Here is a 19,429-nt window from a genome sequence, read left to right as displayed (position 1 = left end):
GTAATGAAACGACTGATCCTTGCCGCGGCCTGTGCACTGGCCCTGGCTGCCTGCAGCAACCCGGAAGAAGAGCGCAAGGCGCAGGAAGCCGCGACCGCCGCCGCCAAGGCGCAGCAGGAAGAAAAAGCCGAAGGCGTGGCCAAGCAGTACGACATGGCCGTGGCCGCGCAGGACTGGGAGCGTGCGCGCATCCATGGCGGTTCGCTGCTGGACCAGTACAAGGACACCGACGTCGCCGCGCGGATCGAGCCCGGCTACGCCGAGGTCAAGGCCAAGGCCGAAACCGCGCGCGAACTACGCCGCATGCAGGGCCTGTGGCAGTACAACCAGGTGCCGGTGGGCAGCAAGGGCAACCAGGTCTCGGCCTCGATCTACAGCAAGGAGCGGGTGGACGTGGACGGCAGCGGCCCGACGACGGTGCAGTTGATCTTCCGCGACCACCCGGAGTGGAAGCGCCACGCCTACCTGGTGCTCCAGGCCGGTGATTTCCGCTGCCCGCAGTGCACGGTGAAGGTGACGGTCGACGACGGCAAGCCGATCTCGATGGCCGCCTGGCGCCCGAAGACCGACGAGGCCATCGCGATGTTCATCACCGACCAGAAGGCGCTATGGAAGCTGGCCCGCAAGGCCAGATCCATCACCATCGAATTCCCGGTCAAGGCCGGCGGCACCCGCACCGCAGTATTCGAAACCGGCGGCGTAGACGCCAGCCGAATGCCGAACTGGTGGAATTAACCGAGCGGTGAGGCAAAGTGCCGACCAACGGTCGACACCTACCAACCTTGCGTGTCCCGGTAGGTACCAACCTTGCGTGTCCCGGTAGGTACCGACCGTTGGTCGGTACAGTCGGCGCGGTGCACCTCGCTGGAGGAACAGCCCCCTTTTGTTAAGGGGGCGCGCCGAAGGCGCGGGGATAGGAGACATGCCACGGGGCCCAGAATTCGCCGGAGGCGAATTCTGGGCGAGCAGGTCAACCAGCGATTCGGTTACGCGCCCAGCGCGTAACCGAATTGCTGTTTGAACTGCTCGTTGAATTCTTCGAAGGTGAACCGCTGGTTCTGCGTGCCCGGATGCTCCACCTTCAGCGCGCCCATCAGGTTGCCCATGCGGCCGATGGTCAGCCAATCGTAGCCCTTCTCGATGCCGTAGATCAGGCCGGCGCGGAAGGCGTCGCCACAGCCGGTCGGATCCACCACGCGGCGCTCGTGCGCCGGCGGGATGTCGTAGGTCTTTTCCGGGGTGTGGATGACCGCGCCCTTGGGGCCGCGGGTGGTGATGTAGGCCTTGACCCGGCTCACGATCTCCTTTTCGTCCCAGCCGGTGCGCTCCTGCAGCAGGTTGGACTCGTAGTCGTTGACCACCACGTAGTCGGCCTGCTCGATGAAGGTGCGCAGCTCCGGCCCGTTGAACAGGGGCATGGCCTGGCCCGGGTCGAAGATGAACGGCACGCCGGCCTCGAAGAACTCCTGCGAGTTCTGGATCATGCCCTCGCGCCCGTCCGGGCCGACCAGGCCCAGGGTCACGCCCGGCACGTCCTTCACATGGTTCTCGTAGGACCGCATCATCGCGCCCGGGTGGAAGGCGGTGATCTGGTTGTTGTCGTGGTCGGTGGTGATGAACGCCTGCGGGGTGAACAGCTCGTCGATCACCTTGATCCGGCTCAGGTCGATGCCCAGGCCCTGGAAATACTCGCGGTACGGGCCGAAGTCCGAGCCCACCGTGCCCATCGGGATCGGCTCGCCGCCCAGCAGGTGCAGGTTGTAGGCGATGTTGCCTGCGCAGCCGCCGAACTCGCGGCGCATGCGCGGCACCAGGAACGACACGTTCAGGATGTGCACCTTGTCCGGCAGGATGTGATTCTTGAACTGGTCCGGGAACACCATGATGGTGTCGAAGGCAAGAGAACCACAGATCAAAGCGGACATCGATTAAGGCCTATGCGGAAGGGGTTTGAGGCCCGGCAGGCGGGCAACGAAACGGCGCCCTGAGGCGCCCAATGGCGCAAAGGTTAACGGGTGCGGCGCCGCAGGGCCAGAACCCCGGCTGTCCGGATTGGGCTGAATGGCCGCCAAGGCTGGCGTTGACGGACATTTCTCCTTGCTCGCGCACAGGGGGATTGCTAGGCTTGTCGACCTCGAATTCTGCCCAATTTTTCGCCATCCCGCGTTGGGCGCGACACCCCTCAGGATCAACTCCCAGATGTTCAAGAAACTGCGTGGCATGTTCTCCAATGACCTGTCCATCGACCTGGGCACGGCCAATACCCTCATCTACGTGCGCGGGCAGGGGATCGTGCTGAACGAACCGTCGGTCGTGGCCGTTCGCCAGGACCGTGCCATCGGTGGCACCCGCTCGGTGGCCGCCGTCGGCGCCGAAGCCAAGCAGATGCTGGGCCGTACCCCGGGCCACATCACCACCATCCGCCCGATGAAGGATGGCGTCATCGCCGACTTCACCTACACCGAGGCGATGCTCAAGCACTTCATCAAGAAGGTGCACAAGTCGCGCTTCCTGCGCCCGAGCCCGCGCGTGCTGGTCTGCGTGCCGGCCGGTTCGACCCAGGTCGAGCGCCGCGCCATCAAGGAATCGGCCGAGGAAGCCGGTGCCCGTGACGTGTTCCTGATCGAAGAGCCGATGGCCGCCGCGATCGGCGCCGGCATGCCGGTCACCGAAGCCCGTGGCTCGATGGTCATCGACATCGGCGGCGGCACCACCGAAGTGGCCGTGATCTCGCTGAACGGCATCGTCTATTCGGCCTCGGTGCGCATCGGCGGCGACCGCTTCGACGAGTCGATCACCAACTACGTGCGCCGCAACCACGGCATGCTGATCGGTGAGGCCACCGCAGAGCGGATCAAGGTCGAGCTGGGCTGCGCCTACCCGCAGGCCGAGGTCATCGAGATGGAAATCTCCGGCAGGAACCTCGCCGAGGGCGTGCCGAAGATGATCAAGATCAACTCCAACGAAGTGCTCGAAGCGCTGCACGAACCGCTCTCGGGCATCGTCAGCGCGGTCAAGCTGGCGCTGGAGCAGACCCCGCCGGAACTGTGCGCCGACGTCGCCGAGCGTGGCATCGTGCTGACCGGTGGTGGCGCCCTGCTGCGCGACCTGGACCGCCTGATTTCCGAGGAGACCGGCCTGCACGTGCAGGTGGCCGACGACCCGCTCACCTGCGTGGCCCGCGGTGGCGGTCGTGCGCTGGAGCTGGTGGACATGCACGGCAACGAGTTCTTTGCGCCGGAGTAAGCCGTACCGGTCCTGTGTGTTGGACGCGCCCCTGCGGCGTGATGCCCGCTGCGTGCCTGCCACGCCGGGCATCGCAGCGCCGGGGCGTTGTTGCATCCCGGTGCCGCCGCACGTGGCGGCCCCGCGCTCCCTTTCCACCTTGTCCAGTCGAAGCCAGTCGTGCCGCCCTACGCCGGTCCTCCCGTAGCCTCCCGCCAGGGTGATGCCAGCAGCCCCCTGCGGCTGCTCGCCTATTTGGCCCTGGCCATCACCCTGATCGTGCTCGATGACCAGGCCGGCTGGCTGGCGCGCGCGCGCGCCCAGGCCAACGTGCTGGTGCAGCCGGTGTGGGCGCTGGCCGGCCTGCCGGGCCGGCTTGGCACCCAGGTCAAGGACAATGCGGCCAGCCACGGCCAGCTGGTCGATGAGAACCGCGAGCTGCGCAACCAGCTGCTGATCGCCAATGCGCGCCTGACCCGCCTGCAGACCGCCGCGCTGGACAACGCCCAGCTGCGCGAACTGCTCAACGTGGCCGAACGCAGCGGGCTGGACGTGCAGCTGGCGCCGATCCTGGACATCGACCTGGACCCGGTCCGGCAGCGCCTGGTGCTGGCCGCCGGCACCCGCGATGGCGTGCACATGGGGCAGGCGGTGATCGACGCCGGCGGCCTGATGGGGCAGGTGATCGCCACCACCGCCAGCAACGCCACCGTGCTGCTGCTCACCGATCCGGACCACGCGGTGCCGGTCACCGTGGCCCGCAACGGCGTGCGCCTGATCGTCTACGGCCGCGGCGACACCCTGGAACTGCGCGACATTCCGCTCAGCGCCGGGGTGGAAGTGGGCGACGAGATCGTCACCTCCGGGCTGGGCGGCCGTTTCCCGGCCGGCTTCCCCGTCGGCAGGATCACCGCCCTGCGCCCGGACGACACCCATGCCTTCCTGGTCGGCGAACTCAAGCCCGCCGCCCAGCTCGACCGCGGCCGCGACGTACTGCTTCTCCGCCCCGGCGCAGCAATTCGCGTTCCGCCCAATGTGCAACTGTCCGAAGCCGCAGGCGGACCGGCAGCGCCTGCACCTGCGGCGGCAACCCCGGTAGCGCCGACTGTTAGTCGGCCCACGGAAACCGCGCCACAACCGGCCCAACCCGCACCCCAGCCATCCCCAACCGGGCCCACCCCATGAGCCGCCTGCGCGACAAACCCTGGGTGCTCCCGGTCAGCATCGTGCTGGCGCTGCTGCTCGGCCTGCTGCCGTTGCCGGTGCTGCTGCAGCCGCTGCGCCCGTACTGGCTGGCGCTGGTGCTGGCGTACTGGGTCATCGAAGCCCCGGACCGGGTTGGGCTGGGCGTGGCCTTCGCCTGCGGCGTGATCGCCGACCTGCTGTACGGCGGCGTGCTCGGCGAACAGGCGCTGCGGCTGGTGATGCTCACCTTCATCCTGCAGCGCTTCCGTGCGCGCATCCGCTTCTTCCCGATGTCCCAGCAGGTGCTGGCCATCGGTGGCCTGCTGTTCAACGACCGCATCGTCAGCGCCGTGGTCCACATCGCCGTGGGCGAACCGACCCTGCCGTGGTCGTACTGGTGGGCGCCGCTGCTGGGCATGGGGCTGTGGCCGCTGGTGTTCGTGCTGCTCGACGCCGTGCGCTTCGGGCGCCGCGGGCGCTGACATGTACGTGCGCCGCCAGGCCAAGAATCCGCGCGCCGAAGCCGAGCAGTTCCGGCGCCGCGCCGCGCTGGGCTTCCTCGGCGTGCTGGTCTGCCTGGTCGGGCTGGGCGGGTGGTACTTCAAGCTGCAGGTGCTGGACCACGACACCTACGCCACGCGTTCGGAAGCCAACCGCATCAAGCCGCGGCCGGTGGTGCCCGGGCGCGGCATGATCTATGACCGCAACGGGCGGCTGCTGGCCGAAAACGTGCCCGCGTTCCGGCTGGACATCACCCCGGACAAGGTCAAGGACATGGACGCCACCCTGGCCGGGTTGGCGAAGATCCTGACGATCACGCCGGAAGACCTGGAAACGTTCAACAAGTCACGCAAGGCGCGTCGCAGCTTCCTGCCGGTGACGCTGAAGCTGCGGGTCACCGACGAGGAAATGGCGCGCTTCGCGGTCGACCGCTGGCGCTATCCCGGCGTGGAGCTGGAACCCTACCTGACCCGCCGCTATCCCTACGGCGATCTGTTCGCGCACATCATCGGTTACGTCGGCCGGGTCGATGACAAGGACCTGGAAACGCTGGGCGAGGGCAATGCCGCGTTGACCCATATCGGCAAGTCCGGCCTGGAGCGCTATTACGAGCAGCAGCTGCGCGGCAAGGTCGGCTACGAGCAGGTTGAAACCAACGTGCAGGGCCGCGCCATCCGCACCATCGGCCGGGTCGCGGCGCAGTCGGGCAACGACCTGCGCCTGTCCATCGATGCCGACCTGCAGCGCGCCATGGTGGCGGCCTTTGGCGATTTCGACGGCGCCGGCGTGGCGATGGATCCGCGCACCGGCGAAATCCTGGCCATGGTCAGCCTGCCGTCGTACGACCCCAACCTGTTCGTCAACGGCATCTCGCATGCCGATTTCAAGGCCCTCAACGACAACCCCTCGCGCCCGCAGTTCAACCGCCTGGTGCTTGGTGGCGTGGCACCGGGTTCGACCATCAAGCCGCTGATCGGCCTGGCCGGGTTGGACAGCGGGGTGCGCAAGCCCGAAGACAAGATCCTCTCCACCGGCATGTTCTACCTTCCGGGCACCTCGCGTGGCTGGGGCGATGCCAACCGTGGCGGCCACGGCTGGACCGACCTGCGCAAGTCGATCACCCAGTCGGTCAACACCTATTACTACAAGCTGGCGCTGGACCTGGGCATCGAGCGGTTCGACCACTACATGGGCTATTACGGCTTCGGCGAGCCCACCGGTATCGACCTCACCGGCGAGATCGGCGGCATCCTGCCGTCGCCGCAGAACAAGTACAAATCCCGCAAGGAACGCTGGTATCCCGGCGATACGGTCAACGTCAGCATCGGCCAGGGCGACTGGAAGGTCACCCCGCTGCAGCTGGTGCACGGCGTGGGCGGCATTGCCGACGGCCAGCTGCGCACCCCGCACCTGGTGATGCAGCAGCGCGAAAGCTTCGATTCGGACTGGGTGCCCACGCCGGCCGGCACGAGCAAGCCGGTCAGCCCGAGCCCGGGCAACCTCCAAGCCGTGCGCGAAGGCATGATGGGCACCATGCGCCCGGGCGGCAGCGGCGCGCGCGCGGCGGCCGGCGCGCCGTACACCATCGCCGGCAAGACCGGCACCGCGCAGGTGATCAGCCGCCGCGGCACCGCGGCGGTGAACCCCAAGAGCCTGCCGATGCACCTGCGCCACCGCTCGCTGTTCGTGGGCTTTGCGCCGGCCGAAAACCCGGTGATCGTGCTGGCCATTGCGGTCGAGGGCGGCGGCTACGGCGGCTCGGCGGCAGCGCCGATCGCGCGCAAGCTGTTCGATGCCTGGCTGCTGGGCAAGATGCCCGAGGGCATGGAGCCGCTGGACAGCCTGCGCGGCACCACCGCGATCGGCATCACCGCATTCGAGGGCGACAGTGCCGCGCGCGAGGCCGGCGATGCCGCTGCCGCCGTGCTGGAATCGCTGCCGGTGCTGGTCGGCCTGCCCGAACCGGTTCCCGCGCCGCCACCCGTGCCTGGCGAGCCACTGGCGCCCGCGGCCCAACCCCCCGCACCGCCGGAGCGCAGCCGATGAAGGATTTCCTGCGCTGGGCCAGCGACATGGTCGTGCGCTTCAGCAGCACCCTGGACTGGGTGCTGTGCCTGGCGCTGGGCGCGTTGATGCTGATCGGGCTTGCCGTGCTCAAGAGCGCCGGCGGCGATTCGCTGGTGTTCGCCCAGGGCGCGCGCTTCGTGGTCGGGCTGGGCGCGATGTGGGCGATTTCGCGCATGCCGATCCTGCGCATCCGCTCGGCCACCCCGCTGATCTACGCGGTGTCGATGATCCCACTGCTGGCCGTGTTCGTGCTCGGCACCGGCAAGTACGGCCGCCAGTGGCTGGACCTGAAGCTGTTCTACCTGCAGCCGGCCGAGCTGCTCAAGGTCAGCCTGCCGATGATGGTGGCCTGGTACCTGCACCGCATGCCGCTGCCGCCGCGCTTTTCCACGGTGATGGTCAGCGCGGTGATCATCGGGGTGCCGACCGGGCTGGTGATGCTGCAGCCGGACTTCGGTACCGGCGTGCTGATCGCCGCCAGCGGTGCGTTCGTGCTGCTGCTGGCCGGCCTGCCGTGGTGGTGGGTGGGCGTGGCCGTGGGGGGCGTCGCCGCCGCCGCACCCGTCGCCTGGATCTGGCTGCTGCGTCCCTACCAGAAAGACCGCATCATGATGTTCCTGGACCCGGAGATGGATGCGCTGGGCGCTGGGTGGAACATCATCCAGTCCAAGATCGCCATTGGTTCGGGCGGTTTCGATGGCAAGGGCTGGGGCCAGGGCTCGCAGTCGCACCTGAACTTCATTCCCGAGCAGACCACCGACTTTGCCTTCTCCGTGCTCAGCGAGGAGTTCGGCTGGATCGGCGTGGCGCTGGTGCTGTTCCTGTACCTGGTGGTGATCGGGCGCTGCCTGTGGATCGCCTCGCAGTCGCGCGATTCCTATTCGCGCCTGTTGGCCGGCGCCACCGGCCTGGCGTTCTTCGTCTACGTGCTGGTCAACGGCGGCATGATCTCCGGCCTGCTGCCGGTGGTGGGCGTGCCCATGCCGCTGATCAGCTACGGCGGCACCTCGGCGGTATCGCTGCTCGCCGGGTTCGGGCTGGTGATGGCCGCGCGCAGCCACAACCCGGTACACGGCGGCTACAGCTGACCGTCAAAAGATCGGCAAGTCGAGACGGGATCTTGCGCAGATTCGTTATTGGAGCGTGACGAATATGCTGAAATCGGCGGCGTGGGTGCAGAAGGTGTCAACAACCTGTCGGCAAACTGAGATGCAGCGCACAAATATGAATGCGCTTGATCAGGATCAATGGACTTGTCGTAAACGGCCTGCACAATGGCGGCCCGCAAGCAGCTGCGCATCGAGCCAAGCGACGCGCAAGGCGCTGCGGGACGTAGTTGACCCAACGGGTACAGGGGGTGCGGCGTTGCGCTGGGGAGTAGCGCGTCGCACCAGTATCGACCGGGTCGGTAGCCCGGTTGCGCCCATGGGGATGGGGGCGCAGCCGGAATACCTTTACACACGCTCTTAACGAACCCCCGAAACTTCGGGCAAATCGTTGGGATTCATGGTGTTAGGGGTTTTATTTCATCTTTGACCTGCTAACCTGCGGCGATGATTCGACGCACTTTGGCTTGCATGCTTACGCTCGGTTTGGTTGCCTGCGCGACCCAGCCGCACTCCCCGTCACCGCCGCCGCAGGCGTCAGGTGCGCCCAACAAGCCGGGAGTTGCCCACAAGGGGCCTGCCGAAGCCGCGCCGGAAGGGGCCGCAGCGACCGCGCCGCCGGTTGACCTCACCCCGGTGCCGTTCGAAGTGGCACGCGCCAACTTCGTGCGCGATACCGCCGCCCGCTACGGCATTCCCGCTGCGCAGATCGAGGCCACGCTCGCCCAGGCGCAGGTGCGCGCTCCGATCATTGCCGCCATGTCGCGCCCGGCCGAGCGGGTCAAGCCGTGGAACGAATACCGGCCGATGTTCATCAGCCAGGCGCGGATCGACGGCGGCAGGAAGTTCCTGGCCCAGCACCGCGATGAGTTGATGCGCGTGCAGGAACGTACCGGGGTGCCGGCTGAAGTGATCGTGGCGATCATCGGCGTGGAAACCAGTTACGGCGCCAACACCGGCAGCTACCGCGTGCTCGATGCGCTGTACACGCTGGCCTTCAATTACCCGCGCAGCGGCGACCCGGCCAAGCTGGAACGCGAAGTGCGGCGCGAACTGTTCTTCCGCGATGAGCTGGCGCGCCTGTTCGCGCTGAGCCGCGACGAGAAGCTGGACATCCTGTCCATCAAGGGCAGCTATGCCGGCGCGATGGGCATGGGCCAGTTCATGCCGTCCAGCTACCTGGACTTCGCCGTGGACGGCAACGGTGATGGTCGCCGCGATCTGTTCACCAGCTACGACGACGTGTTCTCTTCCATCGCCAATTACTTCGTCAAAAAGGGCGGGTGGGTGCGCGGCGGCCCGGTTGCGGTGCCGGCCACCTTGGCGCCCGGCCGCGCGCCGTTCGACCCCACCGACTGGACCCCGACCTGGACGCTGTCCGACCTGGCCCAGCGCGGCTACCAGCCCGCGGCATCTGTCCCGTCCGGGCTGACGGCCACCCCGATCACGCTGGAGGGCAGCACCGGCAAGCAGTACTGGCTGGGCTTCCAGAACTACTACGCCATCACCCGTTACAACCTGTCCAAGATGTACGCGATGGCCGTGTACCAGTTGTCGCAGGCCATCGCCGGCCAGGAGCTGCCGCCGGCATGAACGCACGCGCGCGCTGCAGATGGGCGGTTCCCGGCCTGCTGATCCTGGCGCTGGCCGCCTGCAGCAGTGCACCTAAAAAGCCGCCCAGCGCGAGCGGCACTACCGGCAAACCGTCGGGCGCGCTGGTGCAGGGGCAGGGCAAGGGCAAGGGCAACCGCCCTGCGCATTGCCCTGAAGGCTCGCCGTACAAGGCCGCGTCGGAGGATCCCAGCACGCGCGGCGATTACCGCGCGGGCGGGCTGTACAAGCCGGGCGTCAACGACAGCACGCCGACCTACATTCCCAACGTGGCCTGCATTCCCGAACCGGACGTGGTGGACCTGCCACGCTCGGCGATCGGCAACAAATCGCCTTACGTGGTGCTGGGCAAGAGTTACCAGGTACTGGACCGGCCCAAGGGCTATGCCGAAAAGGGCACGGCGTCCTACTACGGTGCCAAGTTCCATGGCCGGCTTACCTCCAACCGTGAGGTGTATGACATGTACGCCTTCACCGCCGCGCACAAGACCCTGCCGCTGCCGAGCTTTGCGCGGGTCACCAACCTGGACAACGGCGAATCGGTGATCGTGCGGGTCAACGACCGCGGCCCGTTCCACGACGGCCGGGTGATCGATCTCAGCTACGCCGCCGCCGTGCGCCTGGGCATCACCCAGCGCGGCACCGGCAACGTGGAAGTACGCGCGCTGACCCCGGGCGAGGACAACCTGCTGGCCGACAAACCCTCGCGCCGTGAGCGCCGTGCGGCGGAAGCGGCCGCGACCGTGGCGGCTGCAACGCCGCCGGCCACGGTGCGCCGCGCCAGCGACATGGACAAGCTGGTCGGCGCATTGCCGGCGCCTGCCGCGCGTCCGGCCGGCCCGGCCCAGCCGGCCGCGACCCAGGCGGCAACGCTGGAGACGGGCCCGGTCACGGTGAGCGCGCTGCCGGCGGCTGCGCCGGTGGCTGCCGCTGCCCGCCCCCTGCCTGCGCCCGTCCCGGCCGCCACACCCAGCCCCTCGTTGCAGCAGCAGGTCGGCAATGTGCTGCTGCAGGTGGCCAGCTTTGCCAGCCGCGAGAACGCCACCAAGGCCTTGGGTCAGCTGTCCTCGGCCGGCATCGTCGGCGCCAGCATCAGCGACATCGTCAGCGGCGGCCGCACCCTGTGGCGCCTGCGGGTGCCGGCGGCCGACCATGCCAGCGCCTCGGAACTTGCGGGCCGCATTGTCGGTCTGGGATTCGGGTCGCCGCAGATCGTGAAAGAGTAAACGACCTACAATGACCGTCCCCTGTAATTCCCTTGGCGCCCTCCTGGAGCTTGCTGTCCGATGAAATTCCGCTTTGCCGCTGCTGCCATGGCCACGACCCTGTTCGTGGGCATGGTCTCCGCCCAGACCCCCTTGCCGACCCCGGCCCCGGCACCCGCTCCTGCCGCCGCCGCCCCCGTTACCGTGGCCACCCCGCCGGCGCCCAAGCCCAGCGTGGCCAAGGCCTGGGTGCTGATGGATTACGCCACCGGCCAGGTGCTGGCCGGCGAGAACATCCATGAACAGCTGGCCCCGGCCAGCATCACCAAGGTGATGACCTCGTACGTGGTTGCCGCCGAAGTGAAGAACGGCAAGGTCCGTGCCGACGACCAGGTGATGATGAGCGAGCGTGCCTGGCGCGAAGGTGGCGCCGGCACCGACGGCAGCTACAGCGGCTTCCCGGTCAACCAGACCGCGCGTCTGGAAGACATGGAAAAGGGCATGGCGATCCAGTCGGGCAATGACGCCGCCATCGCGCTGGCCGAACATGTGGCCGGCAGCGAAGAAGCCTTCGCCTCGCTGATGAACAGCTACGCCGCCAGGATCGGCATGAAGGACTCGCACTTCGTCAACGCCCATGGCCTGAGCGCCGAAGGCCATCGCACCACCGCCTACGACCTGGCGCTGCTGGGCCGTGCGTTCGTGCGCGACTACCCGGAAACCTACGCCTACAACAAGGTGAAGGAATTCACCGTGGGCAACATCACCCAGCCCAACCGCAACCTGCTGCTGTGGCGCGACCAGAGCGTGGACGGCATCAAGACCGGACACACCTCCGAAGCGGGGTACTGCCTGATGAGCTCGGCCCAGCGGGGCGACCAGCGCCTGATCGCCGTGGTGCTGGGCGGTGCTTCGGAGAAGCAGCGCGCCGACGACAGCCTGGCGCTGCTCAACTGGGGCTTCCGCTTCTTCGAAACGCACCGTATGTACGAGCCGGGCAAGGCCGTGGCCGAACACAAGGTGTGGAAGGGCAAGGCCGATACGCTGCAGCTGGGCGTGGCCCAGCCGCTGCTGGTGAGCGTGCCGCGCGGCCGCTACAACGACCTCAAGCCGAGCATCGACGTGCCCAAGACCCTGGAAGCCCCGTTCACCGCGGGCCAGGCAGTGGGTACGCTGAAGGTGACCCTGGACGGCAAGGTGGTGGCGCAGGCCCCGCTGGTGGCGGTGGCCGCGGTGGAAGAAGCCGGCTTCTTCAAGCGCCTGTGGGACAGCTTCTGGATGTGGTGGGAATCGGAATAACGGTTCCGCCCGTATTCAATGAAAAAAAGACCGGCTCGCGCCGGTCTTTTTTTTCGCGCAATGGGTCCGTAACGGTTCCTTGCTCTTGGTTGATTGATCCCGATCCGGGGACGTTACGTAAAAATTCGTAGCCCCGGCCGTTGGCCGGAAACCGCGCGCAGCGCGGCCCAGGTATCCGGAGGCGGTTGCGCAACGATCGCGGTCAACGTCCCGGCGTTTACACGTTCCGAAGCCGCGCGTCGGGCGGTCATGACCGTGGAACGAAGAGCAGCCGGCCAACGGCCGGGGCTACGAATTCATACGTTCCGATCGGGATCCGGATCAATCAACCACGAGCCCGTCACCGTCACGGGCCCGTGGGGATTCCGGTCGCTCAGAGCGACCGGCTGATCGTGAAGGACCCGTAGATCGGCGACTGGTCCTGCAGGTCGAACTCGCGGGTGCTGTGGTAGCGGGCGAGGGCGAACTTCCAGCGGTTGTACATCACCGCCAGGCCGTAGCCGCCCTGGGCCACCCAGTTGCGCTTGTCCACGCTGTGGCTGTTGCGGAAGGTGTTGCCGTCCAGGGTGATGTCGCGGATCACCCAGGCCGCGTCGGTGGTGGCGAACAGGTGGAACGACCAGCCGGTCGGCTTGCCGCCGCGGGTCGGCGCAGTGTTTTCGCCGGCCGGGCGCAGCGGGGTGCTGCCGAAATCGTCCGGCAACTTCCAGCCGAAGCGGACTTCGCCGCCGGCATTGAGGTGGGTGGCGAGGTTGCCGACCGCACCGCCGTAGTGGCTGATCGCATCCCAGCCCCAGCCGGCCAGGTTGTCCTCGGCATCGCCCCAGCGGTGCATGCGCTCGTGGGTGAGCATGAACACCGGCTCGTTGTGCAGCTGGTTGTCCCAGCCCTGGAATTTCTCATCGCCCAGCGCGTCATGCACGGCGTCCTGCACTTCCTTGCCCAGCGCCCACGGCCCGACTACGCCGAGCGCGAGCTGGGTGGTCTGCAGGCGGTCGCCGCGACGGGCGTTGTAGCCGAAGCTGCCGATCAGCACGCCGGCATACGGCCGATCGTCCTCGATCACGTCGCGGCGGGTGAAGTCCTTGGGGGTGTAGATCTGCTGGGCGAAGCTGAAGATCATGTTCTGCTGCTCGAACTCGCCGGGGGCCAGCCGTTCGAGGTGGCGGTTGACCCAGCGGGCAAGCTTCGGCAGGCACGGATCGTCGGTGTAATCGACCAGGTTGGGCGAGACGAAGGTGATCTGCGCCCCGTTGGTGTAGCCCTGGTCCTGGTCGGCGCCGCCGAACAGATCGTTGTCGACGCGGAAGTTGACCTGCGGCGGGTGCTCGCGCATGGCGTCGGGCCCGCATTGTTCGGCTGCCTGTACCGCAGGCGCGGCTGCTGCAAGAACACCGGCAAGTGCGGCCGGTAACGCGAATCGCTTCAGAAGCATAAGATTCCCGCGGATGGTTTATTCATTTTTAAGCGGGAGCAGGGTATTCACGGCGTGATGCCCTGACCAGCACCGCGCACGCACTGGTGCGTCTTGTTCGTGAAGGCCGATCTTCACGTATCGTTCGGCGCAGCTGTGCGCACGATCATGCAGGTCTTGGGTTCAGACGCTTCCGTCCCCATAATCGCGGTCATGGAAATCAAGTCTGACAATCCCGAACACGGCTTCCAGTTCCCCGGTCAATTCGAGCTCAGCGCCATGGGCGCCGCGAACATCGGTCTGGAGCACGAACTTCCGCAGCTGCTGCATCTGGCCGGCATCCAGGTGCTCAAAGAGCGCATCACCTGGAAGACCTCGTCCAACGGCAAATACGTGTCCGTGAAGCTGGTCTTCATGGCCGAAAGCCGCGAGCAGCTGGACCTTGCCCACACCGCGCTGCGCGATCACCCGGAAGTGAAGTGGACGCTGTAACCAGCTGCGAAACCAGCGCTGCACCGGGCCAGCGCCCGGCGCAGCCGGCGATCGTGCGCGACCTGGGCCGCCAGCCCTATGCGCCGGTCTGGCATGCAATGCAGCGTTTCACCGATGCGCGCAACGACGACACCCCGGACGAGCTGTGGGTGGTCGAGCACGATCCGGTGTTCACCCTGGGCCAGGCCGGCAAGGACGAACACGTGCTGGCCCCGGGCGATATCCCGGTGCTGCACGTGGACCGCGGCGGCCAGGTGACCTACCACGGGCCGGGCCAGATCGTGGTCTACCCGCTGCTGCAGCTGCGCCGGCTGGGGATCGGGGTGCGCGATTACGTGTGCCGGATCGAGCAGGCGATCATCGACACGCTGGACGAATGGAATATCGGGGCTGAACGGCTGGACGGCGCGCCGGGGGTCTACGTGGGCGGGGCCAAGGTGGCCGCGCTGGGCATCCGGGTCCGCCGCGGCTGCACCTTCCATGGGCTGGCCTTCAACGTGGCGATGGACCTCGAGCCGTTCCACCGCATCAACCCCTGCGGCTACCAAGGGCTGCAGGTCACCTCGATGGTAGACTTGGGGGGACCGTCCGGCATGGCGGCCGTCAAGCCGGTACTGCTGGGCCATCTGGCCCGCCAGTTCGGGTTGGACCTCCAGCCTGCCACGGACCTGCCCGATCTGACTGACGCGGCCTGAGCGCCGCCGACCAAGGCCATGACTGAAACCACCGCTCGCATCATTCCCCTGCAGGTCGTGCAGGGCGACACGCCGTCCGCCGCGCCGTTGCAGGCCGGGGTCAAACAGCTGGGCGGTGACAAGATCGGCCGCTCGCCGGTGCAGTTCGCCGACGCACCGGTGCTGCGCAAGCCGTCGTGGATCCGGGTCCGGATTCCGTCGGGCAACGCGGTGCAGACGCTGAAGGCCAAGCTGCGCGAGAACCGCCTGGTGACGGTCTGCGAGGAAGCCAGCTGCCCGAACATCCATGAGTGCTTCAGCCACGGCACGGCAACGTTCATGATCCTGGGCGAGGTCTGCACGCGGCGCTGCTCGTTCTGCGACGTGGCCCACGGCCGACCGAAGCCGCCGGACGCGGGTGAACCGGCCAGCCTGGCCCAGACCGTGGCCGACATGGGCCTGAAGTACGTGGTGGTGACCAGCGTGGACCGCGATGACCTGCGCGACGGCGGTGCCCAGCACTTCGCCGACTGCATCGGGGCGATCCGCGCCAAGTCGCCGAACACCCGCATCGAAGTGCTGACCCCGGACTTCCGCGGCAAGGGCCGCATGGAGCGGGCGCTGGACATCCTGGCGACCAACCCGCCGGACGTGTTCAACCACAACATCGAAACCGTGCCGGACCTGTACCGCAACGTACGCCCGGGTGCGGATTACCAGTGGTCGCTGACCCTGCTGAAGAACTTCAAGGCGCAGCACCCGTCGATCGCGACCAAGTCCGGCATCATGCTGGGCCTGGGCGAGGACATGGACCAGGTGCGGGCAACCATGCGCGACCTGCGCGCGCACGACGTGGACATGATCACCATCGGCCAGTACCTGCAGCCGACCGCACACCATCACCCGGTGCTGCGCTACTGGACGCCCGAGGAATACAAGGAACTGGAGGTCTACGGTTACGAGCTGGGCTTCAGCCACGTGGCCTCCGGCCCGATGGTGCGCTCGTCGTACCACGCCGACGTCCAGGCAAAGGGCGCAGGCGTCGCCTGAGCCTTGGTGCTTCTCCCGTCTGATGGGAGCGCGCGCTCCGATCAGACGCGGCTGCCGGTGAATCGAGCGCCGGGCCCCCATGCCCTTTCCGGCGAATGTCCCCCGGCGTCGGCCTGCGGCCGACACCTCCTCCTTCAATTCGCCTCCAAGGGCATGGCGACCCGACACTCGACCCACCGGCGTTGGCCCCCAGGCTCCTGCTTTTCCAGTGCGAACCGCAAGCCGAGCCCCGTCGCGGCCGGCAGGCTCCTGGCAAAGTAAAGGAGGAGGCCGTCGCCGCAGGGCGACCGCCGGGGGACATTTGCACAGGGGCCTGCCGGCCGCGGCGGGGCCCTCAACGCGCGCGATGGACCTGGTCGAAGACCATCAAGCTGCTCCGGCCTGAATGCCTGCCGACCGCCAAATGGTCCAGACCGCCGCGCGGTTCAGCCCGTAAACCCCATTGCCCGCGGCAATTCCGCGTCATTCACAATTTGATACAGCCCCGCGTTTAGGCTGGAAATCCGCGTTCTGACGCGGTGGATGACAAACCCCGCAACTTTCGGCACTGTCGTGTGGTCTGATCCGCACGCAGTCTCCCCGTTGGCAAGGTGCCATGAGCAAGTCGATGAAATTCAAAGCCCCCGCATTCCTGATGGCCCTGGCGCTGACCGCGCCGCTGGCGCTGGCTGCCTATGCCGATTCGCCGGCCCTGCCGTCGGCGGCCACGGCCGACCAGGTGACGACCTCCAAGCTGGTGTACGGGCTGCTGTCGGACAGCCGCTATGCGTACCGGCCGCGCGCGCTGGATGCGGCGACCTCCAAGGACGTGTTCAAGCGTTACCTGGAATCGCTCGACGGCAGCAAGCAGTTCTTCACCCAGGCGGACATCACCAGGTTCGCCCCGTTCGAATCGAATATTTCGTCCGCCATCCGCGGCGGCGAGCTGGAGCCGGCGTTCCAGGTGTTTGCGGTCTACAAACAGCGGGTGGGCGAGCGCGTGGGTTACGCGCGCAAGCTGCTCAAGCAGGATTTCGATTTCAGCAGCGATGAGCGCTTCGAGTACGACCGCAAGGACGTGCCGTGGGCCGCCAGCAGCGCCGAACTCGATGACCTGTGGCGCAAGTCGGTGAAGAATGACTGGCTGCGCCTGAAGCTGGCCGGCAAGCAGCCGGCCGACATCCGCAAGACGCTGGACAAGCGCTATGCGCAGCTGGAGAAGTCGGTCAATGAGCTGAAGGGCGAGGACGTGTTCCAGTTTTTCCTCAATTCCTATACCAGCGCCGTTGATCCACACACCGATTACTTCACCCCGCGCACGGCCGAGAACTTCAACCAGGCCATGTCGCTGTCGCTGGAAGGCATCGGCGCGCAGCTGCAGCGCCAGGACGACATGGTGGTGATCCGCGAGATCATCGCCGGTGGGCCGGCCTCGGTGAACGGCACGCTCAAGCCCGGTGACCGCATCGTGGGCGTGGGCCAGGGCAAGTCCGGTCCGGTCGAGGATGTGATCGGCTGGCGCATTGACGACGTGGTGGCCAAGATCCGCGGCAAGAAGGACACCCAGGTGCGGCTGGAATTCATTCCGGCCGAAGAGGGCGTGGACGGCAAGCCGCACATGCTGGTGCTGACCCGGCAGAAGGTGCGCCTGGCCGAGCAGGCCGCCAAGGGTGAAACGCTGACCATCCCGGCCAAGGATGGGGCGCCGGCGCGCAAGGTGGGCGTGATCAAGCTGCCGACCTTCTATCAGGACTTCGAAGGCCGCCGCCGCAACGCGACCGATTACGCCTCGGCCACGCGCGATGTGGCCAAGCTGCTGGCCGGCTTCAAGAACGACAAGCTCGATGGCGTGGTGCTGGACCTGCGCAACAACGGTGGCGGTTCGCTGGATGAGGCGATCGAGCTGACCGGCCTGTTCATCGAACAGGGCCCGGTGGTGCAGGTGCGCGAATCCGGTGGCCGCGTCACGGTCAACAACGACCGCAGCGAAGCGGTGGCATGGGACGGCCCGCTGGCCGTGCTGATCAACCGCGGTTCGGCCTCGGCCTCGGAAATCTTCGCCGGTGCCATCCAGGATTACGGCCGTGGGTTGGTCATTGGTGAAACCACCTTCGGCAAGGGCACGGTGCAGAACATCGTGGACCTGGACCGTTGGCCCAGTGGCGAAGCCCAGCGCTTCGGCCAGGTCAAGCTGACCATCGCGCAGTTCTTCCGCGTCAGCGGCAGCAGCACCCAGCACAAGGGCGTGGTGCCGGACCTGGCCTTCCCGGCCAGCGTGGATGCCAGCGAGTACGGTGAAAGCACTTACGACAACGCGCTGCCGTGGACCCGCATTGCCGCCGTCCCGCACACCCAGTACGGCAACTTCGGCCCGCTGCTGCCGAAGCTGGAAACCCTGCATGCCTCGCGCATCGCCTCCGACAAGGAGTTCCAGTGGTGGAACGAGGACGTGGAGCAGTTCCGCACCGAAGCGGCCAAGAAGTACATTTCGCTCAACGAGGCCGAGCGCCGCACCGAGCGTGAGCGCCAGGAAACCCAGCGCAAGCAGCGCCAGGCCACCCGCAAGGAACTGGGCCTGGACCTGGACCCGCTGGCCGATGACAGCAACGATGATGGCCTGACCGGCAACGAGCGCGACATCGTCAAGGATGCTGCCCGCGAGAAGGCCGCCGAGAAGCGCCCGGACCCGCTCCTGCGCGAGTCCGCCGCGATCCTGGCCGACGCGGTGAACCTGCTGGCCGAAGACCGCCCGCTGTCGGCGCAGGTGCTGCCGCAGTCGACCGCCGCAGGCCGCTGGGCCGATTGATCGGGTGAATCAAGTGAAAACGAGGGGCCGGCGGAAACGCCGGCCCTTTGCTTTTAGACCCCACGCATACGCTGCCGGGCCTATGCTTGCGCAATCATCCTCCTGCAGGAGCGCCCATGCGGCTGTCCCATGCACTCCCGGCCGGCCTGCTGGCCCTTGGCCTGTCCGCCTGCGGCGGCAAGGCCGCTGACAGCACGCTGCTGCGCGAATCCTTCGATTCGGGCGACACGTACTCGCGTACCGTTCCCGGCACGCCGGCGCAGGCCTGCGAAGCCGCGCGGCGTACCCTGCTCAGCCAGGGCTATGCGATCGCACGTGCCGACGCCGACGCGGTGGAAGCGAACAAGAACTTCCAGCCGACCGAGGACTCGCACGAGCAGCTGGTGCTGCGCATTTCCTGCGCCGCGCGGGGCGACGAAGCACTGGTGTTCGTCAGTGCCGTGCAGGACCGCTATGCGCTGAAAAAGAGCCCCACCTCGGCCAGTGTGGGCGTGGGCGCGCTGGGCTCGGTGTCGCTGCCGTTCGGCAGCAACGACGATTCGCTGGTGAAGGTGGCCAGCAGCACCGTGCAGGACGGCGACTTCTACCGCCGCTTCTTCACCCGCCTGCAGCAGTACCTGCCGGCGGCCAAGACCAGCACCCCGGAGCCGGTACCCGCGCCGGTTCCGCCGGCCCCGGCGCCGCCGGTGACGCCTGTTCCCGAGCCTGCGCAGGCGCCGGTTCCTGCATCGGTCCCCGCACCACCTGCCGCGCCGACGCCAGCGCCGCCCCCGGTTCCTGCCAGCGATACGCCAGACGACGCGCACTGAGCGGGC

16 protein-coding genes are annotated in these 19,429 nt (G+C 67.3%); 14 read left to right on the top strand and 2 right to left on the bottom strand.

The window, feature by feature from the left end; translation table 11 throughout:
• The first annotated feature begins 3 nt into the window (after window positions 1-3).
• Complete coding sequence (locus AC06E7_RS03885; protein ID WP_320457949.1) at window positions 4-735, top strand: hypothetical protein; 732 nt, start codon at window positions 4-6, stop codon at window positions 733-735.
• A 251-nt stretch (window positions 736-986) separates the two neighbouring features.
• Here the strand turns inward: AC06E7_RS03885 and AC06E7_RS03880 are convergent, their stop codons facing one another.
• The gene (locus AC06E7_RS03880) at window positions 987-1,925 is read right to left on the bottom strand and encodes a carbohydrate kinase family protein (protein ID WP_095362973.1); all 939 of its coding nucleotides are present in this window, start codon (window positions 1,923-1,925) and stop codon (window positions 987-989) included.
• Window positions 1,926-2,199: 274 nt separating this feature from the next.
• On the opposite strand from AC06E7_RS03880, the gene AC06E7_RS03875 reads away from it, so the two are divergent.
• The 8 genes from AC06E7_RS03875 to AC06E7_RS03840 all read left to right on the top strand — a co-directional run bounded on the left by AC06E7_RS03875 (window position 2,200) and on the right by AC06E7_RS03840 (window position 12,199).
• Window positions 2,200-3,246, top strand: coding sequence for a rod shape-determining protein (locus tag AC06E7_RS03875; RefSeq protein WP_038686189.1), 1,047 nt, complete (start codon window positions 2,200-2,202; stop codon window positions 3,244-3,246).
• Window positions 3,247-3,405: 159 nt separating this feature from the next.
• Complete coding sequence (gene mreC / locus AC06E7_RS03870; protein ID WP_478063085.1) at window positions 3,406-4,410, top strand: rod shape-determining protein MreC; 1,005 nt, start codon at window positions 3,406-3,408, stop codon at window positions 4,408-4,410.
• The gene (gene mreD, locus AC06E7_RS03865; protein ID WP_068854048.1) at window positions 4,407-4,892 is read left to right on the top strand and encodes a rod shape-determining protein MreD; all 486 of its coding nucleotides are present in this window, start codon (window positions 4,407-4,409) and stop codon (window positions 4,890-4,892) included. Before mreC ends, mreD begins: the two co-directional genes overlap by 4 nt.
• 1 nt (window position 4,893) lies before the next feature.
• The gene (gene mrdA / locus AC06E7_RS03860; protein ID WP_478063083.1) at window positions 4,894-6,957 is read left to right on the top strand and encodes a penicillin-binding protein 2; all 2,064 of its coding nucleotides are present in this window, start codon (window positions 4,894-4,896) and stop codon (window positions 6,955-6,957) included.
• Entirely contained in the window at window positions 6,954-8,066 is a 1,113-nt protein-coding gene (gene rodA, locus AC06E7_RS03855; RefSeq protein ID WP_068854046.1) for a rod shape-determining protein RodA, read from the top strand. The genes mrdA and rodA overlap by 4 nt, the downstream gene beginning before the upstream one ends.
• Window positions 8,067-8,531: 465 nt before the next feature.
• Window positions 8,532-9,677, top strand: coding sequence for a lytic murein transglycosylase B (mltB, locus tag AC06E7_RS03850; protein ID WP_449324540.1), 1,146 nt, complete (start codon window positions 8,532-8,534; stop codon window positions 9,675-9,677).
• Window positions 9,674-10,921: a septal ring lytic transglycosylase RlpA family protein gene (locus tag AC06E7_RS03845; RefSeq protein WP_320457952.1), complete on the top strand. Its 1,248-nt coding sequence runs from the start codon at window positions 9,674-9,676 to the stop codon at window positions 10,919-10,921. The genes mltB and AC06E7_RS03845 overlap by 4 nt, the downstream gene beginning before the upstream one ends.
• A gap of 60 nt (window positions 10,922-10,981) precedes the next feature.
• Window positions 10,982-12,199, top strand: coding sequence for a D-alanyl-D-alanine carboxypeptidase family protein (locus tag AC06E7_RS03840; protein WP_478063079.1), 1,218 nt, complete (start codon window positions 10,982-10,984; stop codon window positions 12,197-12,199).
• A gap of 373 nt (window positions 12,200-12,572) precedes the next feature.
• Here AC06E7_RS03840 and AC06E7_RS03835 read toward each other — a convergent pair whose 3' ends face one another.
• On the bottom strand, window positions 12,573-13,634 hold the full coding sequence (locus AC06E7_RS03835) for a lipid A deacylase LpxR family protein (protein WP_093533521.1): 1,062 nt from the start codon (window positions 13,632-13,634) through the stop codon (window positions 12,573-12,575).
• Between the two features lie 192 nt (window positions 13,635-13,826).
• On the opposite strand from AC06E7_RS03835, the gene AC06E7_RS03830 reads away from it, so the two are divergent.
• From AC06E7_RS03830 to AC06E7_RS03810, 5 genes are all read left to right on the top strand, one after another.
• A complete protein-coding gene (locus AC06E7_RS03830) occupies window positions 13,827-14,105 on the top strand; it encodes a DUF493 family protein (RefSeq protein ID WP_068854041.1) in 279 nt (92 codons plus the stop codon).
• Complete coding sequence (gene lipB / locus AC06E7_RS03825) at window positions 14,093-14,800, top strand: lipoyl(octanoyl) transferase LipB (protein ID WP_478063077.1); 708 nt, start codon at window positions 14,093-14,095, stop codon at window positions 14,798-14,800. Before AC06E7_RS03830 ends, lipB begins: the two co-directional genes overlap by 13 nt.
• An 18-nt stretch (window positions 14,801-14,818) precedes the next feature.
• Window positions 14,819-15,829 (top strand): lipoyl synthase, encoded by a 1,011-nt coding sequence (gene lipA / locus AC06E7_RS03820; RefSeq protein WP_068854039.1) that lies wholly within the window; start codon window positions 14,819-14,821, stop codon window positions 15,827-15,829.
• 607 nt (window positions 15,830-16,436) lie between these two features.
• A complete protein-coding gene (locus AC06E7_RS03815; RefSeq protein WP_184125654.1) occupies window positions 16,437-18,614 on the top strand; it encodes a carboxy terminal-processing peptidase in 2,178 nt (725 codons plus the stop codon).
• A 116-nt stretch (window positions 18,615-18,730) separates the two neighbouring features.
• Window positions 18,731-19,423, top strand: a complete 693-nt coding sequence (locus tag AC06E7_RS03810) for a DUF2242 domain-containing protein (protein WP_478063074.1) — start codon at window positions 18,731-18,733, stop codon at window positions 19,421-19,423.
• The last annotated feature ends 6 nt before the right edge of the window (window positions 19,424-19,429 follow it).

This window comes from Stenotrophomonas sp. Steno-Z4 (assembly GCF_056393145.1).
Note: the sequence above shows the minus strand (reverse complement) of the source record. Positions and strands in the feature narration are given on the sequence as shown.

What these genes read in the sequence shown, in the direction of transcription:
- AC06E7_RS03885 (WP_320457949.1), top strand. Translation starts at nt 4, where the DNA reads ATGAAACGACTGATCCTTGCCGCGGCCTGTGCACTGGCCCTGGCTGCC.
- AC06E7_RS03880 (WP_095362973.1), bottom strand. Translation starts at nt 1,925, where the DNA reads ATGTCCGCTTTGATCTGTGGTTCTCTTGCCTTCGACACCATCATGGTG.
- AC06E7_RS03875 (WP_038686189.1), top strand. Translation starts at nt 2,200, where the DNA reads ATGTTCAAGAAACTGCGTGGCATGTTCTCCAATGACCTGTCCATCGAC.
- mreD (WP_068854048.1), top strand. Translation starts at nt 4,407, where the DNA reads ATGAGCCGCCTGCGCGACAAACCCTGGGTGCTCCCGGTCAGCATCGTG.
- mrdA (WP_478063083.1), top strand. Translation starts at nt 4,894, where the DNA reads ATGTACGTGCGCCGCCAGGCCAAGAATCCGCGCGCCGAAGCCGAGCAG.
- rodA (WP_068854046.1), top strand. Translation starts at nt 6,954, where the DNA reads ATGAAGGATTTCCTGCGCTGGGCCAGCGACATGGTCGTGCGCTTCAGC.
- mltB (WP_449324540.1), top strand. Translation starts at nt 8,532, where the DNA reads ATGATTCGACGCACTTTGGCTTGCATGCTTACGCTCGGTTTGGTTGCC.
- AC06E7_RS03845 (WP_320457952.1), top strand. Translation starts at nt 9,674, where the DNA reads ATGAACGCACGCGCGCGCTGCAGATGGGCGGTTCCCGGCCTGCTGATC.
- AC06E7_RS03840 (WP_478063079.1), top strand. Translation starts at nt 10,982, where the DNA reads ATGAAATTCCGCTTTGCCGCTGCTGCCATGGCCACGACCCTGTTCGTG.
- AC06E7_RS03835 (WP_093533521.1), bottom strand. Translation starts at nt 13,634, where the DNA reads ATGCTTCTGAAGCGATTCGCGTTACCGGCCGCACTTGCCGGTGTTCTT.
- AC06E7_RS03830 (WP_068854041.1), top strand. Translation starts at nt 13,827, where the DNA reads ATGGAAATCAAGTCTGACAATCCCGAACACGGCTTCCAGTTCCCCGGT.
- lipA (WP_068854039.1), top strand. Translation starts at nt 14,819, where the DNA reads ATGACTGAAACCACCGCTCGCATCATTCCCCTGCAGGTCGTGCAGGGC.
- AC06E7_RS03815 (WP_184125654.1), top strand. Translation starts at nt 16,437, where the DNA reads ATGAAATTCAAAGCCCCCGCATTCCTGATGGCCCTGGCGCTGACCGCG.
- AC06E7_RS03810 (WP_478063074.1), top strand. Translation starts at nt 18,731, where the DNA reads ATGCGGCTGTCCCATGCACTCCCGGCCGGCCTGCTGGCCCTTGGCCTG.